General features: G+C 67.4%; 12 protein-coding genes. 9 read left to right on the plus strand and 3 right to left on the minus strand.

What is annotated here, in order from left to right:
* Positions 1–63: 63 nt before the first annotated feature.
* Together AZC_RS08470 and dusA are read right to left on the minus strand one after the other, a co-directional pair.
* Positions 64–2,181 carry a TonB-dependent receptor domain-containing protein gene (locus AZC_RS08470; RefSeq protein ID WP_043879099.1) on the minus strand — a complete coding sequence of 706 codons (2,118 nt, stop codon included), beginning with the start codon at positions 2,179–2,181 and terminating at the stop codon, positions 64–66.
* Positions 2,182–2,635: 454 nt separating this feature from the next.
* Positions 2,636–3,652, minus strand: coding sequence for a tRNA dihydrouridine(20/20a) synthase DusA (gene dusA, locus AZC_RS08475; RefSeq protein WP_012170161.1), 1,017 nt, complete (start codon positions 3,650–3,652; stop codon positions 2,636–2,638).
* Between the two features lie 594 nt (positions 3,653–4,246).
* Here dusA and AZC_RS08485 point away from each other — a divergent pair.
* On the plus strand, positions 4,247–6,583 hold the full coding sequence (locus AZC_RS08485) for a DUF4114 domain-containing protein (protein ID WP_043879102.1): 2,337 nt from the start codon (positions 4,247–4,249) through the stop codon (positions 6,581–6,583).
* 32 nt (positions 6,584–6,615) lie between these two features.
* On the opposite strand, the gene AZC_RS08490 is transcribed toward AZC_RS08485, so the two are convergent.
* Positions 6,616–7,527: a polysaccharide deacetylase family protein gene (locus AZC_RS08490; protein WP_043879103.1), complete on the minus strand. Its 912-nt coding sequence runs from the start codon at positions 7,525–7,527 to the stop codon at positions 6,616–6,618.
* 205 nt (positions 7,528–7,732) lie between these two features.
* Between AZC_RS08490 and AZC_RS08495 the strand changes: the two genes are divergently transcribed.
* The 8 genes from AZC_RS08495 (at position 7,733) to AZC_RS08530 (ending at position 19,927) form a co-directional block, all read left to right on the plus strand.
* Positions 7,733–8,464, plus strand: a complete 732-nt coding sequence (locus AZC_RS08495; RefSeq protein WP_158304106.1) for a GntR family transcriptional regulator — start codon at positions 7,733–7,735, stop codon at positions 8,462–8,464.
* 196 nt (positions 8,465–8,660) lie between these two features.
* Entirely contained in the window at positions 8,661–9,722 is a 1,062-nt protein-coding gene (locus tag AZC_RS08500; RefSeq protein ID WP_012170165.1) for an ABC transporter substrate-binding protein, read from the plus strand.
* 275 nt (positions 9,723–9,997) lie between these two features.
* On the plus strand, positions 9,998–11,776 hold the full coding sequence (locus tag AZC_RS24360) for a TPR end-of-group domain-containing protein (protein ID WP_012170166.1): 1,779 nt from the start codon (positions 9,998–10,000) through the stop codon (positions 11,774–11,776).
* A 126-nt stretch (positions 11,777–11,902) separates the two neighbouring features.
* Positions 11,903–12,946 carry an HlyD family secretion protein gene (locus AZC_RS08510; protein WP_043880162.1) on the plus strand — a complete coding sequence of 348 codons (1,044 nt, stop codon included), beginning with the start codon at positions 11,903–11,905 and terminating at the stop codon, positions 12,944–12,946.
* Complete coding sequence (locus AZC_RS08515) at positions 12,943–15,306, plus strand: ABC transporter permease (RefSeq protein WP_012170168.1); 2,364 nt, start codon at positions 12,943–12,945, stop codon at positions 15,304–15,306. The genes AZC_RS08510 and AZC_RS08515 overlap by 4 nt, the downstream gene beginning before the upstream one ends.
* Positions 15,303–16,301 carry an HlyD family secretion protein gene (locus tag AZC_RS08520; RefSeq protein ID WP_012170169.1) on the plus strand — a complete coding sequence of 333 codons (999 nt, stop codon included), beginning with the start codon at positions 15,303–15,305 and terminating at the stop codon, positions 16,299–16,301. The genes AZC_RS08515 and AZC_RS08520 overlap by 4 nt, the downstream gene beginning before the upstream one ends.
* A complete protein-coding gene (locus tag AZC_RS08525) occupies positions 16,298–17,821 on the plus strand; it encodes a mechanosensitive ion channel family protein (protein ID WP_012170170.1) in 1,524 nt (507 codons plus the stop codon). Before AZC_RS08520 ends, AZC_RS08525 begins: the two co-directional genes overlap by 4 nt.
* Positions 17,822–18,073: 252 nt before the next feature.
* Complete coding sequence (locus AZC_RS08530) at positions 18,074–19,927, plus strand: heavy metal translocating P-type ATPase (protein ID WP_043879105.1); 1,854 nt, start codon at positions 18,074–18,076, stop codon at positions 19,925–19,927.
* Positions 19,928–20,113 lie beyond the last annotated feature (186 nt).

Consider the following 20,113-nt stretch of genomic DNA (forward strand, 5'->3'; position numbering starts at 1 on the left):
GGACGCGGACGCAACTGAAAGGGCGGCGCGGGAGCATCCGCGCCGCCGCTGCCTCGCGCCCTGTCAGATGTGGGCGCGCAGGCTCAGGAGGTAGGTGCGGCCCTGGCCCGTGTCTCCCGAGAAGCCGGTGGGCTGGATGGAGAGGGCAGGGGTGTAGTTTTCATTGAGCAGGTTCGTGGCATCAAACCGGAACGTCAGCTTGTCGCTGACGGCGTAGCTGCTGAACAGATCGACGATGTTGTAGGCGGGTGAGGGCGTGGAGCTGACCGTGCCGAGGAAGCTGGCGTTATAGGCCAGCGTCTGCCCTTCCGACACATAGGTGTAGCGGCCGCCGACGGACAGCTTCTCCTCCAGGAAGCGCAGGCCCGCCGAAACGGTCACGATGTCCTCCGGCAGATACTGATTGGCGCCGAAGCCCTGTGTCTGCGCAGGCAGGTCGTTGGTATTGTGCGTGTAGGTCAGGTCCGCGAAGACCTTCCGGGCATCGTAATGGGCCTCGAATTCCACACCGCTCACGGTGGAGGTGCCTGCCACGTTGCAGAAATAATACTGCGTCTTTCGACAGGTGACGATGTAATTGTCGATGTCGTTCGTGAAGTAGTCCGCCTTCAGGCGCAGCTGATCGTTGGCCGTGAAGATGCCGTTCCGGCGGATGTTGACGCCGAATTCCCAGCCCTTCGAGACCTCCGGCTGGAGATAGGGATTGGCGGAATAGCTGACGCTCGTGCCGGGATGCTCGCCGCCGATCATGGTTTCCGAGGCGGTCGGCGCGCGCATGGTTTCCGCATAGGTCACATACGGCTGCAGCCAGTCGAACGGGCTGATGGCGAAGGTGACCTTCGGGTCGAAGCGGCCCTTGTCCTGATCCACCGTCCATGGACCCACGGGCACCGCGCCGCCCATGGAGTTCTCATATCCGGAGCCGTTCAGGTTGAAGAAGTCGTAGCGCAGGCCCACGATGAGTTCGAAGATGGAATAGTTGAACTTGGTCTCGTCGAACACGCCGCCGATGGCGCTCGTGCCGGCCGGGTTCACGCCACCATAGAGCGAGGGCGTCACCGTGTTGGTGCTGCTGACATCGTCATAGAAATATTCGGCCCCATAGGTCGTGGCGACGGCCACCTGACCGAGCAGGAAGCGCGAGGTGTTGGAGGTGTCGAAGCCCCAGCCTCGGTCGTCGATCACCCGGCCGCGATACGAACTCGTGGTCGCCGGCACATTGCCGTAGACCATCTTGAGGTCGTTCAGATAGGCGTTGAGGCGGAAGTCGATCCAGTCGTTGCCCGGCGTATAGCTGTAATTGCCGGTGAAGGTGTTGTTGCGCACGTGCTGATCGGCGGAATCCGCATAGAAGAAATTGTTGTAGAAGACGGCGCCGAGTTTCAGGCGGGAATCGTCCGTGAGCTTCATATCCGCCTTGAGCAGGCCGGACGTGAGGTCCTGCCCGGTATAGGGCACGGTCTGTCCGTCACCGTTCTTGTAATTGCCGGTGTCGCGGGTCGCTACCGCGCCGCCCACCGCGAAGCGGTCGTTCATGCGCACGGCGCTGGCCACCATTTCCTGCCAGCCCTGCCCGTTACTGCCCCACTGGACATTGGCGATGGCGCCCCATGTGCTGCCGGGTTTGATGATGTCGTCGATGCCGAGCGTGCGCATGTTGACCGCTCCGGCCAGCGCGCCGGCCCCGCCTGCGGTGCTGACCGCCCCGCGGGCGATATCCATGCCCGCCAGCAGCTGGTCGTCCACATAGGTGAAGCCGCCCGCCTCGTGCCCGACGAAGCGGAAGTTCTGGCGCACCCCGTCGATCATCATGTTGACGCGGCCCATCCCCTGGAAACCGCGAATGTTGACCGCAACGCCGGGGTTCGAGGTGCTCTGGGTGGTGAAGGTGCCGGGCACGGAACGCAGCACATCGTCGAGCCGCTCATAGTCGCCGGGACTGTTCAGCAGGTCTACGCTGCTGACGGCCGCCGGCGTCGCATAGGGATCGCCGAACAGGCTGTTGCCCGCGTCATTGACGCTGATCGTGGGCAACGCCTGCTGGCTGTCGCCGCCTGTGGCGCCATTTACATTCCCTGCGGGCGCTGTAGCCGTGGCGGGTGTGCTGCGCGCACCGCTGGCGGCCTGCTGCGCGAGCGCGGGGGCGGCGGCAAGGAGGGTCGCCAGGGAGATGCCGATCATAAGTGATTTATTGATCAATATAAGCGCGTGCTCTGCGCGGGCCATGTCGTGCATGCGGGCCATGGGTTCTTTCCAAAAAGCTGCGTGGCCGCCGCAGGCTCCCCGTCCCATGGCGCCGAATGACGACGATTCCACCACCAATCGTCACTGCACCTGTAAAATGCCAGCGAATTGACGAGTCAATGAGATGTAATTGCGTTTGTATTTATAACTGTTTCAGTGTCACGTTGAATTTGTATGAATTACATTTCGCATGAGTGTTGGTGGGCAATGTTTTATAAGCAAATGACCTTAGGTAATTCTTATCGAATTTCGGCTTTGTGGATTTAGACGCATTCAAGCCGGTGTCGATGTCACCGTGCACCTGTTGCGCGCGTGCCACATCATCCGCATAGGCGTCTGGCAAGCCGTGTTGGGGCCAAGGCTGCTTCTTCTGCGGAAGGACAGGAGGGGCTCAGCCCTCCGTTCCCGTCCGTGTGCCATCGTCCTTCGCGAGGGGGCGGCGGATGGCGGCAACCGCCTTGCGCAGCACCTCAAGGCCCGCGCCGGGCACGAGCGCTTCCGTCGCCAGCGTGCGGCGATAGGTGCGCGCGCCCGGGCGACCTCCGAACAGGCCGAGCATGTGGCGGGTGATGTCGTGCAGCCGCCCGCCCGCCTCCAGATGCGCGGCGATATAGGGCTCGAAGGCGGCGATGGCCTCGAAGGCGTCCGCATGGGGCGGGGTCTCGCCATGCACCTGCGCATCCACTTCCAGCAGCAGGTCCGGATCCTGATAGGCGGCGCGGCCCAGCATCACGCCGTCGAGGCCGGCACCGGCCGCGCGGGCGTCTTCAAGGGTGACGAGCCCGCCGTTCAGTTCGATGGGCACGTGGGGCAGGCGGGCCTTGAGACGATGCACGCGATCATAGTCGAGCGGCGGGATCTCGCGGTTTTCCTTCGGCGAGAGGCCCTTCAGCCAGGCCTTGCGGGCATGCACGATAAGGCGCGCGCAGCCGGCCGCGAGCACGGCATCCGCGAGCGCGTCCAGGGCTTCCTCGACGTCCTGATCGTCCACACCGATGCGGCATTTGACGGTGACGGGAATGGAAACGGCGGCCCGCATGGCGGCGACACATTCGGCCACCAGCGCCGGATCGCGCATGAGGCAGGCGCCGAAATTGCCGCCCTTCACTCGATCGGAGGGACAGCCCACATTGAGGTTGATCTCGTCATAGCCGAAATCCGCGCAGATGCGCGCGGCCTCCGCCAGAAGCGCGGGATTGCTGCCGCCAAGCTGCACCACCACCGGGTGCTCGGCCTGCGAATAGCCAAGCAACCGCGCCCGGTCGCCATGGATGATGGCCGGGGCCGTTACCATCTCCGTATAGAGCCACGCCCGCCGCGACAGGGTGCGATGGAAGGCCCGGCAGTGGCGGTCCGTCCACTCCATCATGGGGGCTATGGAAAAGCGAAAATTTTGTTCGGTGGGCATTATTTTTATAACTTCAAGGAATTGGGTCTTGTCGTGTGCACTCGATTTTTCGCCACGATACGCCCCGATTTCCGATTTTCGACGTGTGTGTGCACATGGAGCGCACACGGATTGGCTACCCTCACTAAACTAAAATCCGACTCCTGAAGAGGCCATATCCGTCGGAGGGGGCAGTACGTCAACGAGACGTTCCTGCGTCGCAAGGATGCCGAGGAGTGGGTGCTCGACACGGAACGCCGCATCGATCGCAGGAACCCGCCGTCACGCGCAGGTCGCACGACGCGAAACGCTTCCGTGGCACCGTCGCGTGAGTGTGATGGTCTCCGTGTCCGCCACCTTTCTTTCCCTGATCCATCTCGCGAAACCCGGAAGCCACGTGGTCCTTGATGGATTTCGGCGTGCGTCGGGGATGGGCGCGGCGGACCTGTGGGGCCTCTTCCTGGGGCTGGCCGCCGGCGGCGGCGTATCTGCGCGCGTTCGACATGCAATCTTCACGACGGCCAGCCATGCTTGAGGTACCATGTCAGGGTGGTCGTGGGGTTCGGCGTTCCCTTCGGGTGGGGGCGGCGGTCCTGCCCGGGTGGAGAGATGCCGATGGCGAATGTGAACCTCGTGCCCGCCAACACGCCCTTCGGCTACAATGTCGGCATCAATTACGAGAGCTGGGAAGTCGGGCGGACCGGCTATTCCATCACCGCTGATCTGAACCAGATCACCCAGAACTTCAGCCTCATCCGCACCTATCACGACAGCCTTGGTCCCACGCCGGTGATGGACGGGACGCAGCAGCAGGTCATCACCTATGTGGTGGGGACCTCGAATGTCGAACTGGTGATGGGCACCAACGAGAGCGCGGTCGTTCAGGGCGGATATGGCGCGCCGTGGGCGGCCGGGCTGATGAACAGCTCCACCTATACCGACCAGTGGGTCCAGATGCTCATCTCCTCCTTCGGGAGCGTGGCGAATGTTAAGGCGCATCTGAGGGGCGTCTTGCTGGGCAACGAGCTGGACATGAATGGTCCGCCGCCGAGCGATCCGAGCTTTTCCAGCTATCAGGGCTGGATCAATGCGTCCTTCACCAATCTCAAGGCCTCCATGGCGGCTGCGGGCCTTGGCGATATTCCGATCTCCGCATCCATCGCGAATTACGGAAATACGGTCGCGAACGCCACGACCAGCTACATCCAGAGCAACTGGAGCAGCAGCTGGAACAACAATTCGCCCTATGTGATGTACGATCAGTACACGCAGTCGACATCGCTCGGGCCGATGTCCTCCACGAATTTCGCGCCTGTTTCGACCTATTTCCAGAGCCTCGCCAATACGCTCGGCGGAAACGTGGACGTCTATGTGGGCGAAACCGGATATTCGACGGTCTACAACACGCCGACGGTCAACAATCAGTCGACCGTTTACACGCAGATCTTCTCCTGGCTGAACGGCATGGAGAGCGCGAACAACGGCAAGACGGTGCCGCTGTTCCTGTTCGACGCCTTCGATCAGCCCGCTGCTGCCGCGCCCAATTCCGGTTTCGGCATTTATGCCGAGAGTTCGACATTCCAGCCCGCGGGCCTGAAGGCAGGCATCACGCTGCCGAGCTGGATCAATACGCCCATCTCGGCGCTCACGACCGCAGCCGCCACCAAGGCGGTGGGGCTCGCGCAGAGCGGGAATCTCGGCGTCATCGAGACGCTCGTCAGTGCCGGGCTCAAGGAACTCAACGCCGATTCCGGCACGGTGATGAACCTGGTGCTCACGGCCCTGAACACGGCACCGGATTACAACGGGTCGCGGATCGCGGATCACACCAGCGCGCGTGTCACGGCGGCGCTGGCCGATCAGGAGCTTGTGACGCCGGGCAATATTCTGGATCTGATCGTGCAGGCAGCCGTGGTCTCGCCGGGCGCCTTCGCAAGCGTCGGGGCGGGGCTCGATCTCAGTGGCAGTTCCACCGGCGGGCCCGGCTATCACGCGGTGTCGAACCTCGGGCAGGCCAATGACCTGCTGCTGGCACGGGCGGTCAGCGCGCTCCTGCAAGGGCAGACCTATTTCCACACGCCGGACGTGCTGAACGTCGCTGCGGGCGATGTCGCGCCCGTGGCGCAGAGCCTGCTGTTCCAGCCCATGCTGGCTTCGGACACGGCGGTGCAGGTGACCGTGGGCGGCGTCGGCTACAGCCTTACGGGGAAGGCGGGCGATGCCCATGCCTGGTCCGCCCAGTTCGCCCAGCAGGCCCTCCAGAAGGACTTCTCGGCGGACCTGGTCAAGATGTTCGATCATCAGGCGCAGTCGACGGTCACGCAGATGGGGGTTGCCGCCGGCAGCGTGGTGTCCGTCGGCATCGGCGGCGCTTCCACCACGACGCCCCAGGGCGGCGCCACCACGCCCGCCGGTTTCGTGGATTTCGTTTCCGCCTCGGGCACCAGTGCCGTTCATGTGGCGCAGGCTGTGGCCGTCGCGGAGACCGTCGGTGCCGCCAACGACCAGACCGCCATCGTGCGGATGCGCCAGGGGGGCGCGCAGGACGAGCACGTCACTTTCTACAAGGTGGACGATTATTCCGGCAGCATCGGCGGCCTCAAGCCCGGCGATGCGGGCTATGACGCCGCCAGCGATGCCCGCGCCTATGTGACGGGCAACGGCAGCACGATGTTCACCAGCGCCAGCTTCGGCGGCTATAGCGAGGGTACCCTTCTGCACGTGAATGCGGGCGATCTCGTTGCCATGAAGCTCACGTCCGGCGGGCACACCTTCTATGCCTTCGCCAATGCCAACGAAGTGGTCGACGGCGCGCACGTGGGGCATCTGTGGAACTACGGCATGAACACGTGGGGCTGGGAAGACCTCTATGGCGGCGGCGACCACGACTATAACGACCTCGTGGTGCAGCTCGATTTCACCAGCGCCAGCGGCAGCCATCTCCTCGTGTGACGGAGGATCGGAACGGGCCCGGCGACCGATGGTCAATCGGTTCCGATACGCGCCGTTGCCGATAACCAATGGCGCGCAATCTCGTCCCGCCGCGCCACCCAGACCCGATCGCCCAGGGATCTCAAGGCGGAGAGGATGCCCTCCACGGCAGCAAAGCGCGCCGGCCGGCCGCAGATGCGCAGATGCAGTCCGATGTTGAGCAGGCTGCTGCGCCCACGTCCGGCCTCCTCGACCAGGGTGCCCAGCGCCGCCTCGATATAGCGCACAAACTGCCCGGGCTCGACGAAGCCGTTGGGGTGGAAGAATTTCATGTCGTTCGTATCGAAGGCATAGGGCACGACAAGGATGCGGCCATCAGCGGCGGCAGACCAATAGGGCAGGTCGTCGTCGAAGCCGTTGGAATCGTAGAGGAAGCCCAGCTCGCCCAGCAACGCCCGCGTATGGGGGCTCTGGCTGCCCCGGCAGCAGAAGCCGAGCGGGCGCTGGCCGGTGGTGTCGCGGATGACATCGATGCAGCGCACCAGCGACGCCCGCTCCTCGGCCGCATCGGTGAAATCGGCATGGGGGCGCCACAGCCAGCCATGGCAAGCCGGTTCGTGTCCCCGGGCGACGATCTCCGCCGCCAGCGCCGGCAGGCGCTCCACGGCGCGGCCGCACATGTAGAAGGTCGCCTGCCGCTCATGCCGGTCGAACGCATCGAGAAAGCGCCACAGGCCCACCCGCGTGCCATAGGCGAAGATCTCCTCCTGGCCGAAATCCCGCCGGCCCGGCGCGACGACGCTCAGCACCTCGCCGATCCGCTCGCTGGCGGCATCGCCGTCGCCCACCGCGAGTTCGGCCCCTTCCTCGAAATTGACCACCAGCGAGACAGCTACGCGGGCACCATTGGGCCAGACGATGGCCGGCGGCCGGCCGCCATAGCCCATCAGGTCGCGCTCTCGCATCCGCTTCTCCGTTGCTGCGAGGGATCGTGTGCGGTGGGGTAGGGTCCACTGCCGGTTCAAGACCTAGCGTGTTGCGGCACATATTGTCGACAAAGATCGTGATTGATTGCCGCATGTAATGTGGGCAGCCGGTTGCCATGCGGACCACGCGATGCCAGACCGGATTTGGAACTGGAGATGGACCCCTATGCGCAAGCCGAAGGCGATGGCGGCGGCCACCGAGCGCGCGACGATGGATCACGATCCGGTCGTGCAGGGGATCTTGAAGGCGATCAGCCTGAAGCGCCTGCGGCCGGGCATGAAACTCGGCGAGGTGGAACTGGCCTCGGCCTTCGGGACCCACCGGACCCATATCCGCCAGGTTTTGTCGCATCTGGGCTCTCGGGACCTCGTGACTCTCATTCCCAACCGGGGCGCCTTCGTCTCCCAGCCCTCGCCACAGGAGGCGCGGGCCGTGTTCGCGACCCGGCGCATTCTCGAGCGGGCGGCGATCTCGGCAGCGGTGGACAATCTGACGCCCGACGCGGCCCGCGATCTGAAAGGCATGCTGGCGCTGGAGCGCGCGCATGCCGACCATGACCGGTGGGACGGGCTGGCGCTCAGTGCCGACTTCCACCTCGGCATCGCCCGTCTCAGCGGCAATCCGGTGCTGATCAAGTTCATGGAGGAACTGGCGCTGCGTACCTCCCTCATCATCGCGCAGTACGAGCCCGCCGGGGCGGAGGACCATTGTCCCGACGCCCACCCGGACATTGCCGAGCGGGTGCTCGCGCGCGACAAGGCGGGGGCCATTTCGGCCATGGACCGGCATCTGACCGAGATGGAAGCGCGACTCAAGATCGGCAGCGAGGGCGGGGAGGCGGTGGACCTTGCCGCCATCTTCGAAGATCTGGGAGTCATCCCTCAGAAGCGCAGCCGCCGCCGCGTTGAAGGGTGAACGGCCGCTCCTGCCCAAATTGCAATCAGATAATGAGCGCAATTTGATCTTTATTTTGTAGACAATTTTTACGACTGTTTGTCTCGGGATCTGACGAGGTTCGGGGCGGCGGACGGTCGTCGCCGGCGATCTCGCAGGTGGTCCTCATCGGCGGGCGCAGGTCTGCCTTGATCGACGGCCTTTTTGGAGAGACAGCATGTCCGCCATCCTGACACGACGTCATTTCCTTGCGTCGGGTGCCGCTGCCGCGCTGGCGCCGGCGGCCTTGCCGGCATTCTCCCGGGCCGCGCACGCGGCCGCGGGTCCGCTGGTCGCGACGACCTATCCGGGAACGTGGGAGCAGGCCCAGCGGGCCATTCTTCTCCCCGCCTTCACGAAGGCCACGGGTGCGAACGTGCTGCTGGAGCCTGTGCTGGCGCTCGAGGCGGTTTCAAAGGTCTCGGCTTCGAAATCCAACCCGCCGTTCGACGTGGTGCTCATGGACGAGGGGCCCTATCTGGAAGCCCTCAACCGCGGCATCTTCGCGCCGCTGCCGGTCGACAAGGTGACGAACCTGTCGGCCCTGCCGGAGCGCTTCATCGATCCGAACGGCATGGGCGCCTTCATCACGGCTCAGGTCATGGGCATTGCGTACAATCCCAGCACCATCAAGACGCCGCCGACCTCGTGGCTCGACCTGTGGAAGCCCGAGTTCAAGGGGCGCGTGGGCATCACCGGTCTCGGCAGCAGTCTCGGCGCCGCCTGGATGGTGGAGATCGCCAAGCTCAACGGCGGCAGCGAGAGCAATATGGAGCCCGCGTTCGAGGCGGTGAAGCGGCTGTTGCCCAATCTGGGCGCCGTGGCCGCCAATCCCGGTGCGCTCGCGACTCTGTTCCAGCAGGGCCAGATCGACATCAGCGTGAACTATCTCAACGCCGTGCTGCCGCTGGCGCAGAATGGCGTGGAGATCGCCATCGCCCGCCCGGATTCGGGCTGGGTTCTGGTGCGCAACTCCCTGCACGCCATCGCCAATGCGAAGAACCTCGATCTCGCCTACGCCTATATCAATGCCGCCCTGTCCGGCGAAGTGCAGGCACGGATGGCGGCGGCGCCGAACTTCCTGCTGCCCACGAACCGGACTGTCGCCTTCAGTTCCGAACTGCAGAAGGTGGCAAAGTCCGAGGCGGAACTCTCCAAACTGACCCTCATCGACTGGAAGACGCTCAATCCCCAGCGCGCCGCACTCATCGAGCGCTTCAACAGGGAAGTGCGAATCTAGGCCAAGACGCGCGGCTGCGGTCGAGCGATGATTGTCCATCCTCTGTTGGAAGAGGCGGGCCGACGGTCAAGGGGAGGGGGGTCTTTGGGGGCTTCGGCGGGTATATGCTGCCCGAGCAATGCTAGCCGTGGGCCGCGAGGCGCGCTCAGCCTCTGACCTCCAGCCCGTGTTAGTCGTCCCGCGATCACCGTGAGCGCCTCTGCCGGGCGTGCCCGGCCCGGCGGGCGGGTGGAACGGCAACGTGCTATATCCCCCGGCGACAATCGGAGCCGAGAATGATGGGGGATGGTGAGGTCTCGTCCTGGGCTGTGCGCGAGCAGCTGGAGCGCATCGAGCGCAGCGGGCAGTTCGCGGGATCGGACAAGCTTGCCGTGCTGCTCCGCCATCTGGTGGAAGAGGTCTTGGCCGGCCGGGCCGCGGGCCTCAAGGAAGGCCCCATCGGCAATGCCATCTATGCCCGAGAGCCCGCTTACGATCCCCGTTTCGATTCCACCGTGCGCGTGGAGGCGCGCCGGCTCCGGCGCAAGCTTGCCGCCTATTATGCCGAACCGTCGCCGCAGGACCGGGTGCGCATCGATCTGCCGACGGGAACCTACGTTCCGCTTTTCACGTGGCTTGCCCCCACGGAGAGCCAAGCGCTGCCGGAGGCTGACGGTGGCCTGTTCCGGCCCGGCACCGGGGCTGCGGTTCTGATCCTGCCCCTGACACCCCTTTCGGGAGGAGCGCAGGACGTCATTTTCGCGGATGAGCTCACGGACGAACTCATCTTCGCTCTGGAGAAGGCCGAAGGCTACCGCGTCGCCTCGCGTCAGATCGCGTTTCGATACCGCAACACGGGCGCGCCCATCGCGGCCGTGGCGCAGGAGCTTTCGGCCGACGGTGTCATCCACGGCACCGTCCGGCGTGCAGGCGCCGTCCTGCGGGTGACGGTGGAACTCGCCGACCCCTCGGGCTTCGCCGTGTGGTCCGACCGGTTCGACGGGCACGTGGAAACGCCGGAGGACGGGCTCATCCTTCAGGAGCGCATCGCGGCCACCATCCTGAGCCGCCTGCGCTTCGACAGTTCGGCCATGCGCAGCGGCGCGGCGGGACCTAGGCCGCAGGCGATCAAGGCCTCCGCCCAAGTCTATCGCGCCCGCCAGTTGCTCGACCAGCAGACGCCGCAGGCTCTGCGGCAGGCGCTCGGCCTGTTCCGCCAGGTCTCTGACACCACGTCCGATTATGCCCGCGGCTATTCCGGCATCGCCGATTGCCATCTCGATCTTTTCCGGCTTGGGCTGATCGACCACGCGACCGCATCGCGCGAGGCCGCGGCGGCGGTCCGCAAGGCGCTCAGCATCGATGGGAAATCGGTGGAGGCCCACACCGCCCGCGCCACCGTCGCGGCCTGGCTGGACTGGGACAGGGCCGTTGCGGAAGAGGCCTTCAAGACGGCGATGGCGCTCGGAGAGAACGCGCGGTGCGTGCGCCTGTATGGCGCCTTCCGCGCCTTCTGCGGCCACCACGGTGACGCGATCCGGCTCTTCGCGCGGGCGCGCGCGATGGAGCCCATCTCCACGCAGCTGGAATGCGCCGAGGCGCTTTGCCGGTTCGCGACCCGGCACTTCCACGATGCGAGCGCCATGGCGCCCGTCGGGGGCACCCAGCCGGCGGAAGCGCTCTATTATCGGGCGCTCTCTCTGACCTTTGCCGGCCGGCGCGAGGCCGCACTCGCTCTTGCCGAACGTCTCGACGGGCTGGATCGGGACATCCCCATGCTGGCACTCGCGGCCGCGGAAGTGCGGGCATGGGCGGGCGCTCCTTCCGACGCGCAGCAGCGCCTCGGGCTCTCCGTCTATGGCGGCACTGCGTTTGCCCGCGCCACCCTGGCCCTGTCCCTTGGGCGGCATGACGTTGCGCTCGACCTTCTGTCCGAGGCCATGGAGGCGCGGGAGCCCGGTGTGGTTTGGATCCGAACCGATCCGCGCTTTGATGCCGTCCGCGACGATCCGCGCTTCACTGCGCTGAAGGAACTGCTGCGACCGGAGAGCCTCGCCCCGACTGCGCTTCGGTAACGGCGCCTCACGTCCTCACTGTGAGCGCCCCGGGCGCTCCCCTGCGATGCCAGATGTCCCCGTGCCACACGGGCGCCTCCGATGCCGCCCGCGGCAGCGGTGTCGTATGGCGATCTGGCGCAGGCAATGACACGCGAAACTCCACCCACAACGGAGCCCGAACTCCCGGCGCCGTCTTCCTCTTCCGGCGCCCGCGCCGCAGCCGTTGTTGTCGCTCTCAGCATCTGCCTCGTCGTGGGCCTGTCGCTATGGTTCCTGGTGCAGCCGGACCCCCTGCTGGTGCAGGGGGAGGCGGATGCCCGGCGCCTCGACATCGCGGCCCGCGTGGACGGCCGGATCTCGACCCGTCCTGCCGACCGGGGCGCCGACATGGCGCAGGGCGCCGCCCTCGTCACCATCGACAATCCGCAACTGCTCGCACGTCTCGCGGAGGCGCGGGCCGCCAAGGTGGTGGCGGAGGCCGATCTCGAGCGCATCCGCGTCGGCACCCGCGCCGAAGTCATCGCCGCCCGCAAGGCGGCGGTGGCCGCGGCCGATGCCTCGGCGAAGCTCGCCCAGCAGACCTACGACCGCACCCGGCAGCTCACCGAGCGCGATTTCGCCTCGGTGCAGAAGCTCGACGAGGCGACCGCCTCCCTTGATGTGGCCAGGCGCGCCCTCGATCAGGCGCGCCTCGCGCAGGATGAGGCCATCGCCGGCTACACCGCCGAGGAGCGCGGCGTCGCGGAGGCCGCGGTCGCCAAGGCCGACGCCGCCATCCGGACCCTGCAGGCGCAGGTCGACGAGCTTGTGGTGAAGGCGCCCGCCGCCACGCAGGTCTATCAGGTCAACGCCGAGCCCGGCGAATATGTCTCGCCCGGCGTGCCGCTGCTCTCGCTGGTGGACCTCTCGGACGTCTGGGTGCGGTTCGACCTGCGGGAGGACCTGATCGGCGGCCTCAAGCCGGGCGACCGTTTCACCGTGCGCATCCCGGCCCTCGGCGACAGGCCGGTGACGGTGGAGGTGCGCACCATCGCGACGCGCGGCGAATATGCCGGCTGGCGGGCGACCCGCGCCACCGGCGATTTCGATCTGAGGACCTTCGAGGTCCGCGCCTATCCGGTCGCGCCGCTGGCCGGACTGCGTCCCGGCATGAGCGCCTATGCCGAATGGAAGAGGCCGGCGCAATGACCGCTGCGGACGGTGCGGAAGCCACCCGCCCGGCCCCTGCGGAGGCACCGGGGCTGGTCGCGGTCATGGCCCGCGAGGTGCGCTGGATCGCCGCCGACCGGCTGGCGCTGCTTTTGGTTCTCGCAATCCCGCTCATCGCCTTCGCGCTGCTCGCCGCGACCTTCGGCCATGCGGTGGTCCGCGGTCTGAAAGTGGATGTGGTGGATGCGGACCGGACCCCCACCTCCATGACCTTCGTGCACGCGATCCAGGCGGCACCGGGCACCGAGGTCGCCCAGCGTTCCGGCGACCTGAGCGCGGCGATGCATGCGGTCCGGTCCGGCGCGGTCATCGCCGCCGTCTATATCCCGGAGGATTTCGAGCGGGATCTTCTCGCCGGCCGGCGGCCGCAGGTGGTGATCTTCTCGAACAAGCAATATTTCAGCCCCGGCAACATCGCGCAGGGCGCGCTCACTGCCGCCGCGAACGCTGCGGCCGCAACCCTCGTCCCTGCCGCCGCCAAGACGGCCGGACGGCCGGGGCCGCTGGTGGTGGAGCAATATGTGCTGACCAACCCGGCGCTGAACTATGTGCAGTTCCTGCTGCGCGCCGTCCTGCCCACGGTGCTGCACGTGCTCATCGCCATCAGTGGCGGCTATGCGGTGGGGTCGGAATTTGCGGCGAGAGGGATGAAATCCTGGCTTCAGGCCGCAGGTGGAAGCGCGCTGACCGCACTGGTGGGCAAGCTGGCCCCGTATTTCGGCATCTATCTCGTGATGTTGGCGGTGGGCGTCGGAATCATCCACGGGCTCTATGGGGTTCCGTTCCGCGGCAGTCCTCTGGTCATCGCGGTGGCGGCCTGCCTCTTCGTCATGGCCTACCTGTGCCTTGCCGCGCTGCTTCAGCTTCTGACGAAGAGCCTTCCGGTGGGGCTCTCGCTCACCGGTATCTTCTGCTCGCCGGCGTTCGGCTTTGCCGGCGTGGGCTTTCCGATCATCGGCATGAACGCCTTCGCGCAGGGCTGGGGACTGCTGCTGCCGCTGCGCTGGTACATCCAGATCCTGTTCGACGAAGGAGCGCGCGGCGTTCCGGTTGCGGATACGGCGGTCCCGATGCTGGCGCTGGGCGTGCTGGCGCTCGCCTTCTTCGGCTTTGCCCTGATGCGCCTGCTGGCCTTGGTTTCTTTGCCGATGGATGCGCCGCGCCCCGAGGTCCGACCGGAAGCGGCGGCTCCGCAAACCGTCGTCGGCGCCTTCCGCAACGAATATGCCCGCGTCCTCGGCGACACCGGCCTGTTCAGCCTGATCGTGGCGGCACCCATCCTCTACGGCGTGTTCTACCCGCAGCCTTATCTCGGCCAATTGGTCCGGGACATTCCCGTCGCGGTGGTGGATGACGACCACACCGATGTCTCCCGAACGCTGATCGAGACCCTCAATGCCGATGAAGCCATCACGGTGGCCGTCCAGGCGCCGACGCTGGCGGATGCGCGGGCGGCGCTGCAGCGGCGGGAGGTGTTCGGCATCGTCGGCATTCCGGAAGGCACCGCCCGCGAGGTGCTGAAGGGCAATGAGGCGCGGGTGCCTGCCTTCGTCGATTCCGCCTATTTCCTTCTGTACAACCGGACGCTTCAGGGCATCTCCGAGGCTGCGGCCCAGGTGACGGCGGACACGGCGTCCGGCGGCGCGCGGGCGGACGGCAGTCAGACCCGCTCCGCACGTGCGGCGGGCTCGCCGGTGGAGGTGCTGGTCGAGCCGCTGTTCAATCCAACGGGCGGCTATGGCAGCTACGTCGTCCCGGCCGCCTTCGTCCTGATCCTGCAGCAGACCTTGCTGATGGGCGCGGCAACGGCCGGCGGCGTTGCCTTCGAACGGGGCGGGGTGGCCGCGCGCCGGCATCGCACGGGCGCCCGCGCCGTGCTGGGGCAGGCGCTGGCGCACCTCTGCCTGGCGCTGCCTGCCGTCGGGCTTTACCTCGTGGTGCTGCCGCGCGTCTTCGGGTTTTCCGCGAGCCCGCATCTCCTGGATCTGCTCGCCTTCGCCCTGCCGTTCCTTCTGGCGGTGAGCTTCATGGGCCAGTTTCTCGGCGCCTTTTTCCGGCGCCGTGAGACGGCGATGCTGCTCATCATCGCGCTCAGTCTGCCCATGTTCTTCCTGGTGGGCGTCGCATGGCCGATCGAGGCCATCCCGGAGGCCCTGCGGCGCGCCAGCGCGCTCTTCCCCTCGAGCTTCGGGATCGACGGCCTCGTACGCCTCAACCAGATGGGCGCCACGCTCGGGGACGTGCGGGCGGACTGGGTGGGGCTGTGGGGGCTCGCCCTGGCCTATGCCGCGCTGGCTGTCGGCGCGGGACGTCTCTTTCGTGGGGAGCGCGCGCAATGACCAGAGTTTCCCGGCGCCGCATCCTGGCCGCTGTCCTCGTGATCGGTACCGGCGGCGCGGTCGGCGCCTATGTCCTTCATCGCCCGCCTGCCGACGCGCGGGTGGCGGGAATGGTGCGCCAGACGGAGGTGCGGATCGCTCCCGAGGTCACCGGGCGGCTGGTCGCCGTGCCGGTGCGGTCCGGGGACAGGGCCCGCAAGGGCGACCTGCTCGCCGTGATCGACAATCCCGACCTCTCGGCGGCTTTGGGCGAAGCCCGTGCCGCGGCGGCGAGCGCAAGGGCGGATCGCGCCCGCGTCTATTCGGGCGTTCGCGCGGAGGAGATTGCCATCCGCGCCGAGGCGGTGCGCACGGCCAAGGCCAACCTCGATCTTGCGCGGCTTCAGGACCAGCGTACGTCGGCGCTGGCCTCTCGCGGATATGCCAGCCAGCAGCAGCTCGACCAGGATACGGCGTCCCTCGCCAAGGCGGAGGCCGACCTCGCGCTCAAGCAGGCCCAGCATGCGGAAGCCATCGCCGGCCCGACGCCGCAGGAGCGGACCCTCGCGGATGCCCGCCTCGCTCTGGCCGAGGCCAGCGTGGTGGTGCTGGAGACGCAACTCGCAAAGACCCGCCTCACGGCGCCCGCGGACGGCACGGTTCGGGTGGAGGTGGCCGCGCCCGGCGAGATCATCGCACCGGGGCGGCCGGTCATGACCTTCGCGCCCGACGGCGGCACCTGGTTCAGCTTCACCGCGCGGGAGGACCGTCTCGCCGGCGTCGCGGTGGGCGGGCCGCTTGTGTTGGAAGCGGCTGGTGGGAAAGCCATTCCGGCGCGGGTGACGGCGCTGCTCCCGCTCGGCGAGTTCGCCACCTGGCGGGCCGCGCGGGCGGCCGGAGACCATGATCTCAACAGTTTCCGGCTACGGGTGGAGCCCGACGGCAACGGCGGTGCTTACAGCCTCGAGTCCGGAATGACCGTCTTCCTGCCGCCGACCCCGTCCGCGCGGCCATGATCTCGGGCGGAACCGGACTCGCGGACGAGCTGCGCCTGCTCATCGCAGACCCGATGGTGCCGACCGCCGTCGCGGCGCTGGCGGTCGCCCTCGGCCTCCGGCTCGCTCTGCGCGACCGTCCGTGGCCCCATCTCATCGGTCAGGTCGCCCTCCTGACCCTTCTGACGGCGCTTCTGACCTCGGAGGGCATCGTGCCCTACGAAGCCGGGGCGCAAGCGCCGCCGAGCCTGCACGGCGGCTTCATGAGCCTCGCCAAGGTGGTCTGGTGGAGCAGCGCGGCTCTTTGCCTGGCCGGCTTCGTGCGCATGTTCCTCATCTTCGAGCGGCGGCCGCGCGAAGGCCGGCTGCTTCAGGACCTGCTGGTGGGCGTCATCTACGTGGGGGCGGCCTTGTCGGTCGTCGCCGACGTCTTCTCCGTTCCGGTGGGCACGCTCATCGCCACATCCGGCGTCGTGGCCATCGTCCTTGGTCTCGCGCTGCAAAGCACGCTGGCGGACCTGTTCTCGGGCATCGCGCTGAATATCAGCCGGCCCTATGGCGTGGGCGACTGGGTGATCCTGCCCAATGGCGTCGAAGGCCGGGTGATCGAGACCAACTGGCGGGCGACCCATCTGCTCAGCTCCGGCAATGATCTCGTCATCCTGCCCAACAGCAACCTCGCCAAGGAGATGCTGACCAATGCCAGCGGGCCGGAGCGCCGCCATGGCGTGAAGCTGCGGGTGCGCCTCGTGCCGACCCTTGCGCCGCTGGCGCTCGCACGTGTCCTGCGCGACGCGCTGTCGAGTTCCACGCTCATCCTCAGCCATCCGGCCCCCGCCGTGCATATCAAGACCCTCGACGCCCAGGCGGTGGATCTGGAGCTCTCCTTCCATGTCGCGGAACTCGGCGCCTCTTCGGCGGCGAAGGACGAGATGTTCGATCTCGTCTACCGCCATGCCAAGGCGGCCGGCCTGCATCTCGCCGCGCCGGCCGGGGCGGGCGGCGACAGCGTGCCCCGGTCGGAGGTGTCCCAGCGCCCCCTCAGCCTGCGCCTCCTGGATTCCGTCGCATTGTTCTCCAGCCTCAGCGAAGAGGAGAAAGCCGCGCTGGCGGATGCCATGGAGCAGCGCGCCTACCGCAAGGACGAGGTGGTGGCGCGAGAGGGCGAGGTGCTGTCGGTGCTGATGATCGTGCGCAGCGGCATCCTGGGTCTCACCCGCAGCGCGGATGCCCCCGGCGCGGAGATCCATCGTCTGGCTCCTGGCGATCTGATCGGCGAGGAGGGGGTACTGCTGGGCGAAGGCGAGGCGGGCACGGTCCGGGCTTTGACCTATGTGGTGGCCTTCGCCATCGCCAAGGAAGCCCTCGCGCCGCTGCTGAAGGATCGTCCGGGACTTGCGGACGAACTGGGCGCGCTTCTCGCGCAGCGCCGGGAGACCGCGCATCTGGAGGCCGCCGCGCCCTGTGACCGGGAATGGGGCCGCTCCAGACTCGCCGAAGGCATCCGTGCCTTCATGCAGGTCCATCGCGGGCGAGGGTAGGCGACCGGCTGCGCCGCACCGGCGCCATCCGTCCGGCACGGGCCCTCGCAATCCTCGGGCGTCCGGCGGCCCTCCTTTCGGGTCGGTGCGCCGGAACGTCGCCCTTTCGCCGCCGCGCGGGCCGGTCATAGTGCTCCTCTCGCCACGGGAAAGCAGCGCGGGTGGCGGTGGGCCGCCGGACATCGCCGCAGGGACCTGTCGCCCCGGTGCTGAACGCACCGGCTTCCGGCACCGGTCATGAGGGGAGGGCGCATGGATCACGCGCAGGAAAGCCGGCTGAAGACCCTGCTGCTGCTCCTCGCGCTTGGGGCGCTCGCGTGTGGGCTCGCCGTGCGCCTCGGCGGATGGGAGCGGGCCGCCGCCGTCGTGTGGAGCGTGGGGACGATCCCGGTGCTGCTGGCGCTGCTCCTGGAGATCCTGCGCAGCCTGCGGCGGGGGGAAATCGGGCTCGATATCGTCGCGGCGCTCTCCATGTCCTCCGCGCTTCTGGTCGGCGAGGCTCTCGCCGCCTGTGTGGTCGCGGTGATGTATTCCGGCGGCACCTTCCTGGAGAGTTTCGCGGAAGGCCGCGCGCGTCGGGACATGCGTGACCTCCTCGCCCGCGTGCCCCGCAGCGCCACCCGTCACCGTGCGGGCGCGCTGGAGGACATTCCGCTCGATGCCATCACGCCGGGGGACCGCCTGCTGATCCGGCAGGGGGACGTGGTGCCGGTGGACGGCACCATCGCCTCCGACACCGCCTTTCTCGATGCCTCCGCCTTGACCGGCGAGGCCCTGCCGGTCCGCCTCGCGCGCGATGAAGCCGCCATGAGCGGTTCCAACAATGCGGGCGAAGCGTTCGACCTCATCGCCACCCGGCCGGCACGCGACAGCACATACGCGGGCATCGTGCGGCTGGTGGAGGAGGCGCAGCGCTCCAAGGCACCCATGGCGCGGCTCGCGGACCAGTGGTCGCTGGGCTTCCTCGCCGTGACGGTGGCTCTGGCGGTGGCGGCATGGTGGTTCACCGGCGATCCGGTCCGGGCCGTGGCCGTGCTGGTCGTGGCGACGCCGTGTCCGCTGATCCTCGCCGTGCCGGTTGCCCTTGTGGCAGGCCTGTCCCGCGCTGCCCATTTCGGCGTTCTCATCAAGGGCGCGGGGCCACTGGAGGCCATGGCCCGGACGCGGACGCTGATCCTCGACAAGACCGGCACGCTCACCGAGGGACGGCCGCGGATCGTCTCCGTCCTCAGTCATGACGGCACCGCGGCGGACGACATTCTGCGTCTTGCGGCCGCGCTCGATCAGGCGACCAAGCACCCCGTGGCGCAGGCCATCGTGGCGGCGGCGCGCGAGCGCGGGCTCACGCTCAGCGTGCCATCCTGCGTCGTGGAGACGCCGGGTGAGGGGCTGTCGGGGCAGGTGGAGGGGCGAACCGTGCTCGTCGGCGGGGATGGCTTCGTCACCGCGCGCGTGGGCCAGGGGGCGGCCCGGATCGAACTCCCTGCCGGTTCTGTTCTGGTGGCGGTGGGGCTCGATGGGCGGCTGGCCGGACATCTCGTCATGGCCGATCCGCTACGGGCTGGTACGCGCGACATGCTGGACGGGCTGCGCCGGGAAGGAGTGGAGCGCATCCTGCTTGCCACCGGCGATCGTCGGGAGGTGGCGGAGAGCGTGACGCAGGGGCTTGGCCTCGACGGCATCCGCGCGGGGCTGACGCCGGACCAGAAGGTGCTGCTGGTGCTCTCCGAGCGCAAGCGCGGTCCGGTGATGATGGTCGGCGACGGGGTGAACGACGCGCCCGCGCTTGCCGCGGCCGACGTGGGCGTCGCGATGGGCGCACGGGGCGCCGCGGCGTCCGCCGAGGCGGCCGATGTGGTGCTGTTGGTGGACCGGGTGGATCGTCTGGTGCCCGGCATCGGAATTGCCCGTGGCGCGCGGCGGATCGCGATGGAAAGCGTCGTTGCGGGTATCGGCCTGTCGGTCATCGGCATGGTGGCGGCGGCGCTCGGTCATCTCTCACCGGTGCAGGGGGCACTGATCCAGGAGGTCATCGATGTCGCCGTAATCCTGAACGCACTGCGGGCCCTTCGCCTCTCCCCGAAGGGAAAGGGGGCGCAGGCCTGACGCAGCGTTGCAGCATGTCGGCACCCGGGTGTGGCCCCGCGGAATGGGGCGACCTCCAAATTTCGGGGCTTCCCCCGTGATGCGTGGGGCTGTGCGTGCGTGGTCATATTTAATATCGTTTGATTTCAGATGGTTATGGGTTGGCACGGGGCTTGCCAAACGTACGGGGCACTTATCGAGGCCCCG

It is taken from the genome of Azorhizobium caulinodans ORS 571, assembly GCF_000010525.1.
Classification (GTDB): Bacteria; Pseudomonadota; Alphaproteobacteria; order Rhizobiales; family Xanthobacteraceae; genus Azorhizobium; species Azorhizobium caulinodans.